The organism is Methylocystis sp. (genome assembly GCF_046349115.1).
Classification (GTDB): Bacteria; Pseudomonadota; Alphaproteobacteria; order Rhizobiales; family Beijerinckiaceae; genus Methylocystis.
In genome coordinates this window covers 154,377-169,697 of the sequence record NZ_JAXMCX010000001.1, presented here as the reverse complement: position 1 = coordinate 169,697, position 15,321 = coordinate 154,377, and the positions used below count along the sequence as shown (strand labels likewise).

Below are 15,321 nucleotides of genomic sequence, written 5' to 3'. Positions count from 1 at the left end.
GCCGTCAAATTTGGATATGGACCCAAAAAGAGATTGGCATGAACATCCCGACCACCTCTCCCCAAGGCCATCAGTGCCAAGAGGATGGAACTGAATGCTGGGCACCGATCTTCGGTTGTCGGCTGAAAGTCACCGATTCCCACCGACAAGTTGTGGAAAGCGGGCGAGAAGCAAATCGCCATCGCCAAGGAATCCGCTGGCGCGGCTTTAGCCGCCGCCGAAGCGGCCACGCTGCAGGCCAAGGCCGCCATCGGGGTGGCGTTGGCCTCTCTCGAACTGAAGCAAATCTTTTTGATCGGATTGAAAAATGTTCATTCCGTAAACGGAGGTGTTGTCGACGGCGGCCTTGATTTGAGGGAATTTTGCGGTCTCGACCTGCATTTTAAAAATGTCGGGAGGACTCCCACAAGGCTTATAATGCAGTGTGTCGAATGGCGAGTTTCTTTCGGGTTGCCCGCGGAACCGGATTGTCAGGCGTTCTTCCCATTTGCTCCTGACACGGTTCTGAGACCGGACGATGTTTCCGGACGAATCTTCTGCGCTAATTTCCAACTGAGCAGGGAACAGAGAGATGCTGTCCGAGAGAGGAAGGCATCGCTCTGGGTCTATGGAATAATTGGATACGAGGACTTTTTGGGGGAATATCGAGAGAAGATATATTGTGTTCAGTGGATTGGAGAAGATCCAATCTTGGGCAGTCCAGTGACTTTCGTCACTTTGTTGGTTCCCCATCACTATGTGAAGAAATATTAACGCGCAACGCGCTGCTCCGAACAAGCACGCGACTCCGAGTCATCGCCTCTCTTTCTAAGACGTGGCGATGTGGTCGCTAAACCGCTTGTGGCGTTTGCGCCATAATACCGGGTTCGCCGCCCCATGACGCGCTCGCCACGATCTCACTCCTCAACGCCCGCCGGACACACTGACTTCCCGCACCACCCGAAATCCTATTTGATCACTGCCGTCATCATTGATTGGGTGCCAATCGCGACTGGCGGAGCGCAATGCTTTGACATCAGATAGCCAATTGCCGCCTCGAACCACACGGCGATTACAATACCGGCCCGTCGTCCATGCCATTTCGGTAAGCGGCGCGTCCTCGTAGTTTTCGTGAAAGCAATCTTCCACCCATTCGGCTACGTTTCCGTGCATATCTTTGAGCCCATAGGGATTGGGCTTTAACCTTCCAACTTCATGAGGCTTACCCTCTGAATTGCCGGCATGCCACGCGTATTGATCGATATTAGCGTCGGGGAAGGAGTAGCTCGTCTCCCGGCCTCCTCTCGCCGCGTACTCCCACTCAGCTTCGGAAAGCAATCGGTATCGCTTCCCAGTCAAATTCGAGATCCACTTGACATAATTCTGTGCATCTGCCCAGGACACCCGAATTACCGGTTGGTTCCCTCTTCCCCATTCCCCTGCGGAAACATTTGACCTGCATGCGCCATGGTTGGCGCAAACATCCCACTGCGAAAACGTGATCTCAGTAATCGATACAGCAAAACTCCTCCCTATCTCGACATTCGTGAGAGGAGATTCTCTATTTGGATCGGGGCTCCCACGAAGAGGTCCGCCACGGCGCAATGCGCCAGCCGAAACAAAAATCATCTCTGGACAATCGCGACATTCCGTAAACGGCGTCCGCTTTTCAAGTAAAATTCGGTCCTGAGCTGCGGACTTCACAAAATTACGTACGTTAAAAAACCAATATGAAGCAATTCGCAGCCGATCAAAATTCAGCACGGCTAATCCTCCAACACCGATGACAGCCAATAATGCGCTAACTGTCATACGAGAGCGGCGCTTTGACCATCTTTCGGCGCTCTCGCGCTCCTTGCAAGCTGCCAAATATGTCTGCGCTGGGGCGATTTCGCGAGCCCAGTTGGCGCCGCGAAGGCCAAGCGCCTGAGCATCGGTCAATCTCGACCCGCGATGGACAAGAAAATCCGACTTACGCAAATCTTCAGCCTTCGCCCAGTCGGCGGCCGCAAGCACCACGCTGTCGAGCAGCAGCAGGGCGTCTCGATCCTCGCCAAGAATCTCCGCCAACATCTTCCAATGGCGCAGCAGGGCCTCGTGCGCCACCTCGATCGTGGAACCTTTTGGGCGGTCGGGCCCGCTTGCGGTGCTGTCGACGTTGGTGGCGTCGCCGATAGCACCATTCCCCGCCGGAAAGGTCGCCCGCACCACTAAGAGCCGCCGCTCGGTCAGCGCGCGAGCGAGAGGCAACAGTTCGACCGGCAATTCGGTCTGTGATGCTACGTGCCTTTGGGCTGTTTTGTTGTCGCGATTGATGCGCACAAGCGGCGGCACGAATAGCTTCCGCAGTGCCTCGCGACGTTTGACATGGCTGTCCGTATAGCCGGCATCGCAAAATGCCGCCTGGGCTTCCAATTCTATTGCTTCAGCGAGCCCGCCGGACTGATGGATCTGCGAAAGTCCGATAACGCTTTCGCCGGCGTGCTCGCGCATGAGCCGTTGCAACACAAAGGCGAGCAGCGGCAGCGCGTCGCGCTCGCCCTCGACCTCGATCTGAAGCTTTTCCACTACAGCCGCATCAAAAACCGGTGCGTCGGACCCTACTTTGCGACGCAGGATTTGTGCAGGCTCACGAATGACGCTGGCGATCTCGCCCTGCGGTACTGGTCCGAGGCTGAGCGGTACCTGGTCGATCCCTGCAAAAGCCTTTGCATTCTGCATCCGGCTATACGCATCTGATCGGATGGTGGCGAGGATTAGCGCTTCATCCGCTTCGCTTGCAGCACGCGCAAGGCAAAGCAGCCGCTCACTTTCATCCTCGGCATCGGTCCCAAAGAATTCCTCGCCCTGATCGAGGCAGATCACCGGCAACGGGAGCGGTGGCGCCGTCAAGAGGGCCCGTTTTGAGGCAACCTGCCGCAGCTCACGCAGGAGACTGACGAACTCATCGGCGCCTCGCAGCCGCTCACGCAACTGACTGCGGCTAGCCCGAAGCGCGAATCGTTGATGCACATCCTGCAGAGCGGTGAGCAGGCCTTCCTGTCCTTCGACCGCGCCGCCGCGACCTGCCCGAATCGTCTTTAGCGGCAGCCATTGAGCGTCATCGCGCAATAGCCGTGGCCAGAGCCCCGCGCGCAAAAACGACGATTTGCCGGCCCCGGAGGCGCCGAGGATCACCGCTACCCGCGGGGGGCCACGTGTGGCGAGACCACGCAACGCGTCCATGCCGCGGATGAGGTCGGCGCTACGGCCGAAAAATACCGCGGCATCCTCAGGCTCTAGCGCCTCAAGTCCACGATAGGGCGAACGCCACCCAAATGGGCCAGTCTCCTCTCGCTGAAGATCGAAATTCTCGGGTCCTATGCCCGCCTTCTGCAGGCCGCTCTTGAGTTTAGCGAGCCCAGCTTTGGCGATATGAATCGGCCATTGCTGTTGTGTGTATGGATGCACGGCGACAAAGCGCTCGGCTGGCTCGCCCTTCAGCGGAACGATTTGCCACTGTGCCGTGAGCCCGCCAGGCAAACTCTCAAGCGGACAGTCATCGATCAGCAATGCAAAGAGCTTTTTATTATATTTGTTGGCAAGCTCATATTCGTCATGACACCAGCGCGAGGCAAGCCATTCCGTTGAGACAATGAATAGTACCACCTCGCAGCGTGTCGCCGCATCCGCAAATGCATGTTGCCACTTTTGGCCGGCCGCAATGCCCCGCTCTGGATCGAGATCGAGAAAAATGTCGTCGCGTCCGCCCCAGCCCTCCGCCAGCAACCAATCGCGCAGAGCTATCGCCCAATCATCATTGCGGCTGGAATGGCTTATGAAAAGTCGGGACATCGTCCCCCACCAATTACATGATTAGTATGGTAACTTTTACCGCACTTCCGGGCTAACGCGAAGGGGCGTATGTTTCACGTGGATTGGAAATTTCCTGTTTGCGGCAAGAGCCGAGTCTGTCGGCGAGCCTTCATCGAGGCTACGGCGCTGTTACGGGGAAGGCGCTTCAGCGATAGTCCTTAGGCTCTCGCAAAATGAACGATTTCCTAGTTGGTCGAAGAAGGTCGACGCGTCCGGAGGACATAGGGCGCGCTTTCACCTCAGCTTTAAAGGTGTCGACCGAATACCGCTCGCTGAGAGGGAGTCTTGAATCGTGTTGATCCGATTTCGCTCTCGCCAACGCATAGCCCAATAGTCCCACAGGTAAAGTTCTTCCAGGTTCTTACAAGCCGCCGGATTCTCCATTCGCTCGCCTGCGTAACGAGCATGTCTCGTCAAGGGGAAAAGACGGACGACTTCCTGATCAATTTCGCGTGCCCTAGTTGGCTGCCCAGCACAAGTCCAGCCGATTGCCATCCAACTATACGCATTATCAATTGCGTTCGCTCCTGGGTACCGTCGTCGCAGCCTGTCGAACGTCTCTGCCGCCTTGTCCATGTCTCCCACGATGACACCCTCGGCAAAAATTTGCTCAGCCAAACCGTCATCCAAAAGCGAAGATTGGGGAAACTCGTTTTCGAATTCAGCGTTAGCAGCATCGACCTTAATCGGGTCAAATTGCGCAAGCAGCCTTATGCGCTCGTAATGGAGCCATTCTCGCAACTTAGAAAATATGGGTGTTTTTGGTAGAAGATCGAGCGATTGTTGCACGACGAATAGGCTCTGTCGTAAGTCCTTATGCAGAGGATGTGGTTTTCGGTCAAAAGGCTTTTTTTCTAGATCCGAATCTCTGGTGAGGGAATATTTTATGATTACCTCTTTGAGTTTTGTCGCAATCGAGGAAGGCGAATGATTGTCCAAATCTGATAAGATTTTCTCGACTTGTGCGATCTCCCGCGAGGAATGATAGAGATAAACGATTTCCTGCAGTCCCCTGTCACCGGCTAAGCCTAAGTTGGTAAAGATTGCCGCGATTCGCTCAGGATCAGTCGTCACTGGCATATTTTCGATGCTGATACCAAAATTATCAAGCGCCAGCTGAGCGCCGGCCATAACAGAATGATATTGGTGAGAATGATAGAAGGAAGCTAGAACTTCGTACCATACTTGAGATTGGGAGGATAATACTTCGCTATTCCGAACCCGATTAATCGCATCTTCGGGTGGCACGGTTCGCAAAATGCGAATGAGTTCATGTAAGGCCATGGGCGCGTAGTCCAGGTGCTCATTATAACTATCTACCAGTGCACTGTTTTTGGGGATCAGGGCCACCGCAGATCCAAAAAAGTCTAATGCGACGGCAATGTTTCCACGATGGTACGCGAGCCAACCCAGAAGATAAGCCGCATCGTCAAAATGTGGCGATTTTTGATCCTTCAAAACCTCCTCGAGTTGCAACGACAAAGTGTCGGTCAAGGCTACAAAGTCTGCAACCTTAAAACTAATCGGACGAGAGTCATAGCGTTCAGGAAATTGATTAAAGAAGTTAAGAAATTGTGTCAGCGATGGATCGCTGTCTTTATAGTCATTGTTCGAATCTGGCATATATTCGAACGCGTGACCGCTAAAGAAATCCTTTTTCGCAAGTTTTCTATTTTTCTCGTCAACCGTTTCTGGCCCGTAAAAATAAGTACGTTCTTTCTCGGAATTGTCGCGATACGAATAATCAATTATTTTGTCGGATACCAATAGCTTGTCATCAGGCTTACGAATCCTTTCAAAAACACCGGACATCACTTTTCTAAGATTATAATGCGCCCGCGCATATACCAGCGTTGTGTGTATTGGAGATTTAGAATTGAATTTCACCCCATCGCCGAAGCGCCCCAGCGTGTATAGCAAGAATTCTGAAAATGGCTCTTTGGGGTTGAGTTTCAGCTCCGTAATGATCCGGTCTCTGATTTCTGGAAATTCTGTTTTTTCACCGAAAATGTCGGCGGCTCTATAGGTTCCAATGCTCAAGTGCTTTATTACGCTCGTCGGAAGAAATGCCCAGACGTGTGAATAATATTTTTTGCTTGATGCAGCGCTGAAAGTTTCGTCAACAATCCTATTCGCGTTTTCCGGTGTCGTGTTTAAGGCAAGGCGACGTATCATGAATGCCACTTCTGGCCATTTCGAAAAATCATTTGCCAGAGATGCACGATCTCGCAGGAAGAATTGACGTATTTGCGAGTTAAAATTCCTTTCCGCCAGCGTTCCTGCTGCAACAATAAGTCTCTGCACTAACACCTGTCTTTGGTCGTTTTGAGAAACAATGACAACTAGGCCATCCCCCCCAATAACGCGATATACTGGTTTGTAATGATCCTTTGTAGCTTTAAGATCGCCAGCAGTTCCGACGAGCAGACCATAATTTTGTTCGACCAAGCCTTTAAGTTCGCGGTACTCCTCAGTACCAGATGAAATTTCTTCCAACTTTACATCGCCCCAGATCGCTACAGTCACGTCCTCTGCCGAGAAGCGCCTTGGCGTCATACCTGCCAACACATCAGATATGTCAGAGGCAATATTGTTTGATATTTGATCGAGGGTGCCTGATTGCAAAGTTTTCCGGTGCGCGTACAATATTTGCCCATCGGAAGACACAATTAATGTTTCCGCCATAGAAGTGCGGGCCGTTACCTGCGGAAAACTTTTCAAATTGCATTGAATAGCATTTGCGAACTCCGTGCGAGAGAAACAAGCATAACGCGCAAGTAAGTCATTAGATAATGGCTTCCTCAATGACATAGGTCCCAGGGTGTATTCTACCCCTCGACACTTCTGTGCTGAGCCTAGCAAGCAAATAGCAGTACATAAATACAGCATTATCTTGTAATTGTCGCGCAATTCTAACCTCCACTCGACTATTAACTGCAGTATAGTTCAGTTTAATTTAGTCACGCCAACCGAACGTAAAAGCAACTCGACTTTGGCCGTCCATTTCTTTCCTTAATTTGGCAGGATCGGCGGTAGTTTGCAAGAGGGTGCTGGTTCAGGCCGCCCTTTCACAGGCGCCGTGGCTGTGATTGACGGCACTCCGCCATGCAAGGGAAGCTCCGCTGTTAGCAGGCATAGATGGTCGGGCGTCGCCCTTTTGCCTTTCTCACTTCTTCGAGTTCATCGTCCTTTAATGCGGACAACCACTGAATCGGGCGCTTGTCTTCGAGAATGGAGATTCCTGTACGTCACTAACTGGTCAAGCAGGTCCAAACGGCACGGCATCAACACACAAAATCTCAGGCGTCATGATCCACGTCGTTAATTTATAGCGGGGTCACTCCCGAATTTTCTGTTCCATGTGAATGCTGAGCCATTGTCGACAGTGGGCCCGAGCCACGGTGGCTTCAACGCCAGCAGCAGACGGTGGCTGCTCTTCTCTTCGAACGAAAATTGGGTCGTGCCGGCCGGCACGGACGAACGTCGTTTCGCCGTGTTCGACGTCGCCGATCAATGGAAAGAAGACCATCAGCGCTTCGCCGATCTTTACGCCGAACTCGCCAATGGCGGGCGAGAGGCGCTTTTGGCGGATCTTCTCTCTGTGGCTCTAGACGCGCCGGAAGCGCCCAATCTTCGCGTTATTCCGAAGACCAAGGCGCTGCTCGAACAGAAGGTGCGTTCGCTCGATCCGATCACCGCCTGGTGGCTCGGTCGCCTCATTGACGGTTCGCAGACGCATCGCGCCGCCGGCTGGCGGCACAAGGTGTCCAATCAGACGCTCTTCAACGACTATCTGCGCACTGTCGAAAAAGCTTGGCGTGCGCCGCCGCGCGGCCGAAACAGAGTTCGGCATACAGCTTCGCCGCCTGGTGCCCAGCGCAGAGAGCGTGCGCTCGACGGAAGACGCCGAAGTCTATGACGAACAGACGTTCACGACGACGACGGTGACGCGGCGCGTGTGGTGTCTGCAATTCCCTTCGCTCGATGATTGTCGCGACGCTTTCGAGGCGGCGCTGAAGCAGGAATTCCCTTGGGGCGAGCCGCGCGAGCGCAGCGATGACGGCGAGGGCGACGACGTGACATGATTGAAATGGCCGACCTGTCCGACCTCGCGTCGCAAGGTTGGCCACGACAACGACTTGAAACGAAAGGCGGTGTCTAACCTGTCTAACCTGTCCGACCTGTTCTTGGGGGTTCCGCCGCGACCCCCTTCATGGCGTCAAATGCGAAAAGGGGTTGGACAGGTTAGACAGGTTAGACAAGCGACGTGATTTCAAATGCTTAGGGTGTCTAACCTTTGTTGGAGAGGTTAGACAGGTTGGACAGTTGGAGCGTTCGATGGCGAGAGCCTGGTATGTGATTGAGTGTTTCGACGTCAAGGACGCCTTTGTGCGGCTCACTCTGGTGGCGGCCGGCTTTAACGTCTCGCGTCCTGTTCGCGAAGTGCGCGTGACGTTGAGGCGCGAAGGCAAGAGACTGGCGAAGCGGAAAACCGAAAAGCGCCACGTCGCGCGCTTCGGTCGCTATCTTTTCGTTTGCGTCGACATGAATGATTCGGTTCGCGCCGCGATCCGAGAAGCGCGAGGCGTCTATGGTTGGCTCTGCTATGCAGGCACGAATGAGCCTGCGCGCGTGCCCGACGCCTTGATTGAATTCTATCGCGCCAATATTGGGAAACAGATTGAATTTGAGAGCGCTTTGCGCATTGGCGACATTGGCCGCGTGAACGCTGGTCCATTCGCTCAGCATTGCGGCGTCATCACAGACGTTGACAAGCGCGGCGGCGGCGTTATTGAGATCGACATATTCGGCCGTCCGACGCCTGTGACTTTCGAAGCCGGACACGTCGATCCTGTGGAGCCACGCTGCCAGCGTCCGATCGGGGATCGCCGTAAGAGCGCTTAGCTCGCATGAAGCGAGCGAGAGTGCGACAGCTTTCATTGCAGCGAAGCGAACATGGCGAAAGCGCCGCGAACGGCAACGCCCTATTGGCGCGCGCAATCGAGCGCCGACGCTAACGCTGACTATGAGAAGAGACGGCGCGACCGACTGGAATGGCGCGCCTGGTATGGAACGCAGCGCTGGCGCAAACGCGCGAAGCATCAGCTGACGATCGAGCCGCTCTGCCGCATGTACGCAGCAGAAGACGTCATTCGCCCCGCGCGTCACGCCGACCACATCGTTCCGCATCGAGGCGATTACGAGCTGTTCTGGTTTGGCGAGCTGCAATCGCTTTGCGACCCGCATCACAACAGCGTCAAGCAGGCCGAAGAGCGCGCTAAAGGGGGGGGGCCATCAAAAGTTTAGGTCGCCTCCCCCGCGACCGGACCCCCAGCTTCGGGGAAAATTCCGCGAAATTCTGGAAAACTTTTTTTTTGCGTCGGTAAGACCATGGGAGCAGCCTCTTCGCGTTGCACTCGCGGTCTCCCATCGCACTCCGTGAAGACATCCATCCAATCAACCCAAGCACGACGACGCGCTCACCACACTCGTAGCGCACGCTATTGGCATGCGATGCCGATCGACTGCGAATGGTCGTGTCGTGGCCGTTTGCGCGGGCCGGATGCTGCGCGACGCCGGTACCGGGCTCTCTTGTCTCGGAATTATTTGGGAAGGTTTCCCGCGCCATCCGCTTTATGTCGGCACTAGCCAGCCCTTGAAGCCCTTTCCGTGACCCAACGTGGCGCCCCGATTATCCTAACGCTCGACGACGTCGCGGCTTTCCTTCACGTCTCCCGTCGCTGGTTGCAGGGCTTCCTCAGGGGGCGACCTTTTGGCAAGATGGCAGGCCGTAAACGGCTTTTCACCGAAGAAGATCTCGCCAACATCATTAGCGCCCTCCCATGCCCCTCAAGCTCATCCCGCCCCGTCCCGGCAAAAGCCCCAACTGGACGATCCGAGGAACCCACTTCGGAATCTACGTGGACGAAAGCACGAGAACTCCTCGGGAAGCAGTCGCGCGCAAGGTCCTCGCGGCGCGGCGGGAACAGATCGAACGTGATCGATTTTCCCCCAAGCCGGTAGAACAGGTCAAAGCGCCGACGCCGACGTTCTTATCCGCGGCCATCGCGTACCTCGAGGCAGGCGGCGAAGGTCGTTTCATCGGCGGTTATGACGAGGAGACCGGGCAGTGGTCTGGGTTGATCGCCCATTTCGGCGAGAAGCCCCTCTCAGAGATCACGCAAGAGGGTATCAACGAAGCGGCGGCGAAGCTCCTTCCAAACGGGACGCCGCAGACGCGGAACAGGCAAGTCTACACGCCAATCTCAGCCGTGCTGAAGTCGGCCGGCGTTGAGATAAAGATCAAGCGCCCAAAGGGCTGGCGCGGCTCGAAGCGCACAACCTGGCTCCGCCCGGAGCAGGCGTTTGCCCTCTTCGAGGCGGCGGACGCGCGCGACCTAGAGTTCGGCATATTCCTGCGTGTTCTCGCCTACACGGGCATGCGCCTGAGCGAATGCACCGGCATGACTCTTGACCGGCTCGAGCTCGCAGAAGCTTTTGCATATGTTCCGACGACGAAGAATGGCGAACCGCGGGGCGTCCATCTCCCGCCCGTCATCGTCGCTACACTCGCCAGTCACCCACGCGGCCTCGATCGCAAAGGGCAGCGGGTTTTCCGATTTCGGAAATGCGGCCGGCTCTATACGTGGCTCGATGAGGCCCTCGCGTCGGCAGGTATTGCACTGCCGCCTAGAACCGGATTCCACGTACTACGACACACCTGGGGCACTTGGATGCGCCGCTATGGCGGTCTGGACACGCGCGGCTTGGTCGGGACCGGTGCGTGGGCCGACGAAAAGTCCGCTGCCCGCTACGAGCATGTGGTCGCAACGGAAGAGGCCCGACGCGCGGACCTACTGCCGGTCGAAACTGGGAAGAAGAGGATTCCTGGAAAATCCGTGGAAAAAGGTAAGGCGCGCGCATAAGTCATTGATGAACAAACATTGAGAGATGCCTTCACACGGGAGGGGTCACAGGTTCAATCCCTGTGCCGCCCACCATTAAAATCAATGAATTGCATAGCGGCGCTCTAGCCGTAAAAGACGCCATAGCTACCATATAGCTACCAAACGCGAAGCCACGCTGAACAGCGCTCTACTTTCGGTCTTCGCGCCGGCGTCGCCATGCGAATATCTCAACGCATCGTCGAAAACGCCGAGCACGCCGCCATGAGGTCGGATGAATTGCGGCGTAGGCTTTCACGGTTTCCGAGAAAGTGAAACTTGGCGAGAGGCGGGGCAAGGCGCGCGCGGAGCGCAAGGCCGGCGCGCTGCTTCGAGACATGGATAAGGCGAAGGGAGCGCGCGAACCTGGAACTGACCGAGGGGCGACGCGGTCGCCTGGTGATACCGCGTCAAAAACGCTCTCAGAACTAGCCATATCCAAAATGCAGTCATCCCGCTGGCAGAAGTTCGCCGTAGCGCCCCGACCGTGGATGTAACGGCGGGGCGTTTCGCGTTTCTGCGGGAGAGGCACTTCGTTCCCGTTTTTCTTTACTAGCGATTGAACGATTAAAGACGGCACAAGGATTGATCCACAATATTTGGCTGGTCGTTCTTGCCCTATTTCGGCGCAAGCTTGCGTCAAAATAGATCAAATGAAGCGCTCCCTGATATCCATTGGAGATCGTCTTGGCTAATTCTGACAAAAATGAACTAAGGAAAGGCGAACTTCGGCTAACCCAATCAAAATTATGCTGTTTATGCATCGTTGGGACGCGGCCCGAAGCCATCAAGATGGGGCCGATCATCGCCGAACTCAAACGTTCGAACTGGGCGTTCCCCTATGTGGTGACGACCGGCCAACATGCCGACGTCGTCGAAGGCGCTCTGAGAAGCTTTGGCGTAAGCCCTTCGCGCCGGCTCGGCCTCGAACGTCGAAACGGTTCGCTTAACGAGCTCTTCGGCATGGTGATCGGCGAGATGGATCGCGTCATCGACGAGGTTCAACCTGACTGCATCATCGCCCAGGGCGACACGACCTCGGTTGCAGTGGTGTCGCTCGCCGCCTTCCACAAGAACGTGCCCTTCATGCATATCGAGGCAGGGCTCCGGACCGGCAAGCTCGACGACCCTTATCCGGAAGAACTCAACCGGCGAATCGCGGGGCTGACTGCGGCCATGCATTTTGCGCCGACGCGGGCGTCGCTCGATAATCTGTTGCGCGAAGGCGTGCCTGCCGGCGACTGTCTCGTCACCGGCAATACCGGCATCGACGCCCTCCTGCAGACCGCGGCGCGGCAATCGCCAGCCCCGAAAGGGTTCCCGAATTTGCCCCGAGTCATTCTCGCGACGGCGCATCGCCGCGAAAGCTTCGGCGCGCCTCTTGAAGACGCGCTGCAGGGCATAAGAGCCGCCGCCGACCAGCATGACGACCTTGGGGTGTTTTTCGTCGAGCATCCTAATCCCCGCGCGCATGAGCCGGCGCGCCGCATCCTTGGCGGCCATCCGCGAATTGTGGTCGCGCAGGCGCTTGACTATGGCGATATGGTCGCGGCGCTGAAGAGATGCTGGATCGTCGTCACCGACAGCGGCGGCCTCCAAGAGGAAGCGCCAGCGCTTGGCAAGCCGGTCCTCGTGTTGAGGAACACGACCGAGCGGCCGGAAGCGGTTCGCGCCGGAGCGGTCCGCGTCGTCGGCACCAACTCCGCCTCGGTGTTGAACGCGATCTCGAGGCTTTACGACCGTCCTGAGGTTTACGCGCGCATGTCCGTCCCGGTTTTTCCTTACGGCGATGGCCAGGCGGCCAAGCGCATCGTCGACGCCATGCACGCGAGATTCGCGATGCACGCGCGACTAGAGCGCGACGTTGCAACTTTGTCGGCCGCATAGGCGGCTTTAGCGTCTAGCCTTGCCGCATTGGGCGGCAAGGCAGGCAAAAAACGTCCGACGCGCTCAATCTGTCGCGCAGGCTAGTTGCAGGGCTAAAAGACGACCGATGCTTGGCCGCTTCTGGCGACCGAGCGGACCCGTCAATCATATGCTCCTCCTTCCACTTCCGCCGTCAGCGCCCTTTCGATCGTCTGCGCGACGGCCTTGGCCCCGGCGCCCGATAGGCGACTGACAAGTGCCCGCCTGGTCGGCTCGTCTTCGAAATGGACATAGGCGAGCGCAGCCGTCTATCTCTGCAACGAAGTAGGATTCGCCCATCTTGCGCACGCCAGCGGCAGGGCATAGGGCCGACCGATGTCATTTTGCCGCGGTTGCATTCATTGGTTCCGCGCTTACGTGACCCTTATGCGTCGACGCCAACCGGGTCGGCGCGAGTTTGGTCCATCCGTAACAGCGTCAGCCCGGCCGGCCACGACCGGGCTTTTTCGCGCGCCGCGAGCCCCACAGCAGGAAAAATTCCTCAGTCGTCGACCTTGATGACCGATTTCTTCGTTCGCGCATCGACGACCGCGACTTCGGCCGCTCGCTTTGTTTCTTTGACCTGCTTGGCGACTGCAACGGCGTCGCGAACGTCATAGAAGCGGTCGTGCAAATTCTCGTCGACGGCCCAACGCCCGCGTGGCGGTTCCCTTTCCGCCAGTGACGCGCGCGAGGCCCTGCTTGCCGGTCTTAATCTCGATAGCCGTCCTCCCCTCTGCCACGGCGTCACGGAACCGCTCAACGTCCTTCCGCGTCACCGCTGCTATCTTCATTTCGCCCATGATCGGCACGATATGGCGATCGATCCGCCCACGGTCGCCGTCGAGTGTGCCCGGCTTTTTCATGACCTTTCGGCGCGTGAGGATGCGCCCGGCCGCGGTTTCTTGCCTGTATAGTTCGCAAAGGTCCGCGACGGTCTCCATATGCCGCTCGGCCCGCTTGGCGAAGGCGGGATCAAGACCCCTGGCGACATCGCCCAGGATGCGACGGGCCTCGGCGCGCGCCATGTCGGGCGTCCATGGCGCCCCATGGCGTCCTATCGTGTGCCAGCGCTGTTTTCCTGCGGCGTTCCGATATTTGACAATGTAGGCGACGGCCACGCCTTTCTGACGCCGCGCGCCGAATCCCGCGACGGCTCCCTTTCCGGCGTCCCAAACAACGGAATCTGCGCCGAGCGCGGCTATATCTTTGAGCGTGATCACGGGTAGGGAGTGGTCTTCTAGCAACCAACTAGTTGCCACGGCGCAACAAATCCGCGCAACCGGCTTCAAATCAGATAAAACTAAATCAATGTAAAATCAGTATCTTGTCAATTTTATGCAAACAGGAACAAAACGGAAAAAGCTTGAATCACTCCCTTCACACGGGAGGGGTCACAGGTTCAATCCTTGTGCCGCCCACCATCGTCAGCGCATCGCAGACGCACGCCAACAACCCCGCCCCTCACTTCGTCGCATAGCTGAACAACATCGAATGCGGCAGGCCGCGTGGCGGCGGCGGGAAGGGGGCGGCGCGGCGGACCGCGTTGAGCGCGGCGGCGTCCAAATCAGGCGCGCCGCTCGCCTGATGCACCGCCTGATGGGTGAGATTGCCCATCTCGTCGATGTAGAACACGATCGCGCCTCTGCCGACCACGCCGCTCCCTCTCACCCGCGGCGGAATGTGCATATGCGGCATGATGAGGCCATAGAGGATCGTTAGATAGGTGGTCTTGGCGTGGCCGCCGCCGACCGGCGAGGGCTTGCGCGGCGCCGCGAGCTGATAGTCCGGTATCGGCGCGAGCGCCGCGAGCTGATCGGCGATCGAATTGGAGTCGCCCTTCTTCACCACGCCCTTCTCGTTCGGATCGGGCTTCTCCTGCGGCTTTTCTTGCGGCGCGGCCTCCTCGATGATCTCGGCGTCGCTCTTGTCCTCGACCGGCTTCTCCTTTGTCTCTTCCGGCGCCTTGGCCTTTCCGGTTTCGTCGACGCCCTCCTTCATGCCCTCGGGCTTGTCGTCCTTGGGCGTGAGATCGTCCTTCTTCTGCTCGCTTTTCGGACTCTTGAGCTCCTTCTCCTCCGGCGCGTTGACGTCGGATTTGGTCTTGCTTTCAGCCTCCGGCGCGTCGAAGGCCGGCTTCTCGTCCTCGACGGGCGGCGACGGCGGGGGCTTCTTCTGCTCCTCTTGCTTCTCGGGCGGCTTTTCCGGCTCGGGAGGCGGAGGCGTCTCCTGCCCAGCCGCAGGCGGCGGCGGCTCGGTGATCACCTCGACCGGGATTTCCTCGGCGATGGGCGGCGCTTCGCGCGCCAGGCGCCAATCCTCCCACAGCAGGAAAAGAATGACGCAGAGATGCGCCAGGAGGCACAGCAGGAGAAAGACGACGAAGCGTGGCCGTATCCCGGCCGCACGGCGTCGCCGAAGGAATTCGACGGCCAAGGCCCCGCTGATGGCGCGTTGTCCGATGCTGTCGTTCATCGCGATGGAAAGCCGAGCTCCAGCGGCGCCGCTGCTTGCGTAATTGATCTGAATGGGTGATCGGGCCGCGCCACGACGCAACTTATAGCCGGCTTTGGGCAAAAACGCGCCCCCGCAAAACGATGAGCCTTTTGCCGCAGTTATCAGGGCGCGGCGCCGATCA

The 15,321-nt window shown here is 57.2% G+C and carries 11 protein-coding genes; 7 read left to right on the top strand and 4 right to left on the bottom strand.

Annotated elements, in window-relative coordinates:
* The first annotated feature begins 150 nt into the window (after positions 1-150).
* Positions 151-753 carry a hypothetical protein gene (locus U1E20_RS00785; RefSeq protein ID WP_409978679.1) on the top strand — a complete coding sequence of 201 codons (603 nt, stop codon included), beginning with the start codon at positions 151-153 and terminating at the stop codon, positions 751-753.
* A gap of 150 nt (positions 754-903) precedes the next feature.
* Here the strand turns inward: U1E20_RS00785 and U1E20_RS00780 are convergent, their stop codons facing one another.
* Together U1E20_RS00780 and U1E20_RS00775 are read right to left on the bottom strand one after the other, a co-directional pair.
* Entirely contained in the window at positions 904-3,813 is a 2,910-nt protein-coding gene (locus U1E20_RS00780; protein ID WP_409978678.1) for an SUMF1/EgtB/PvdO family nonheme iron enzyme, read from the bottom strand.
* Positions 3,814-4,068: 255 nt separating this feature from the next.
* Positions 4,069-6,744 carry a tetratricopeptide repeat protein gene (locus U1E20_RS00775; protein ID WP_409978677.1) on the bottom strand — a complete coding sequence of 892 codons (2,676 nt, stop codon included), beginning with the start codon at positions 6,742-6,744 and terminating at the stop codon, positions 4,069-4,071.
* A gap of 466 nt (positions 6,745-7,210) precedes the next feature.
* Here U1E20_RS00775 and U1E20_RS00770 point away from each other — a divergent pair, with 466 nt between their 5' ends.
* The 6 genes from U1E20_RS00770 to wecB all read left to right on the top strand — a co-directional run bounded on the left by U1E20_RS00770 (position 7,211) and on the right by wecB (position 12,665).
* Positions 7,211-7,753 (top strand): hypothetical protein, encoded by a 543-nt coding sequence (locus tag U1E20_RS00770; protein WP_409978676.1) that lies wholly within the window; start codon positions 7,211-7,213, stop codon positions 7,751-7,753.
* Positions 7,722-7,919, top strand: coding sequence for a hypothetical protein (locus U1E20_RS00765; protein WP_409978675.1), 198 nt, complete (start codon positions 7,722-7,724; stop codon positions 7,917-7,919). The genes U1E20_RS00770 and U1E20_RS00765 overlap by 32 nt, the downstream gene beginning before the upstream one ends.
* Before the next feature lie 253 nt (positions 7,920-8,172).
* Positions 8,173-8,739 carry a transcription termination/antitermination protein NusG gene (locus U1E20_RS00760; RefSeq protein WP_409978674.1) on the top strand — a complete coding sequence of 189 codons (567 nt, stop codon included), beginning with the start codon at positions 8,173-8,175 and terminating at the stop codon, positions 8,737-8,739.
* Positions 8,740-8,790: 51 nt separating this feature from the next.
* Positions 8,791-9,141 carry an HNH endonuclease gene (locus U1E20_RS00755; RefSeq protein WP_409978673.1) on the top strand — a complete coding sequence of 117 codons (351 nt, stop codon included), beginning with the start codon at positions 8,791-8,793 and terminating at the stop codon, positions 9,139-9,141.
* Between the two features lie 536 nt (positions 9,142-9,677).
* Positions 9,678-10,760: a tyrosine-type recombinase/integrase gene (locus tag U1E20_RS00750; RefSeq protein ID WP_409978672.1), complete on the top strand. Its 1,083-nt coding sequence runs from the start codon at positions 9,678-9,680 to the stop codon at positions 10,758-10,760.
* A 693-nt stretch (positions 10,761-11,453) separates the two neighbouring features.
* Positions 11,454-12,665, top strand: coding sequence for a non-hydrolyzing UDP-N-acetylglucosamine 2-epimerase (wecB, locus tag U1E20_RS00745; RefSeq protein ID WP_409978671.1), 1,212 nt, complete (start codon positions 11,454-11,456; stop codon positions 12,663-12,665).
* Positions 12,666-13,297: 632 nt separating this feature from the next.
* Here the strand turns inward: wecB and U1E20_RS00740 are convergent.
* Both U1E20_RS00740 and U1E20_RS00735 read right to left on the bottom strand, forming a co-directional pair.
* Positions 13,298-13,945 (bottom strand): integrase arm-type DNA-binding domain-containing protein, encoded by a 648-nt coding sequence (locus tag U1E20_RS00740; protein WP_409978670.1) that lies wholly within the window; start codon positions 13,943-13,945, stop codon positions 13,298-13,300.
* A 202-nt stretch (positions 13,946-14,147) separates the two neighbouring features.
* Positions 14,148-15,158: a TonB family protein gene (locus U1E20_RS00735; protein WP_409978669.1), complete on the bottom strand. Its 1,011-nt coding sequence runs from the start codon at positions 15,156-15,158 to the stop codon at positions 14,148-14,150.
* Positions 15,159-15,321 lie beyond the last annotated feature (163 nt).

What these genes read in the sequence shown, in the direction of transcription:
- U1E20_RS00780 (WP_409978678.1), bottom strand. Translation starts at nt 3,813, where the DNA reads ATGTCCCGACTTTTCATAAGCCATTCCAGCCGCAATGATGATTGGGCG.
- U1E20_RS00755 (WP_409978673.1), top strand. Translation starts at nt 8,791, where the DNA reads ATGGCGAAAGCGCCGCGAACGGCAACGCCCTATTGGCGCGCGCAATCG.
- U1E20_RS00760 (WP_409978674.1), top strand. Translation starts at nt 8,173, where the DNA reads ATGGCGAGAGCCTGGTATGTGATTGAGTGTTTCGACGTCAAGGACGCC.
- U1E20_RS00735 (WP_409978669.1), bottom strand. Translation starts at nt 15,158, where the DNA reads ATGAACGACAGCATCGGACAACGCGCCATCAGCGGGGCCTTGGCCGTC.
- U1E20_RS00750 (WP_409978672.1), top strand. Translation starts at nt 9,678, where the DNA reads ATGCCCCTCAAGCTCATCCCGCCCCGTCCCGGCAAAAGCCCCAACTGG.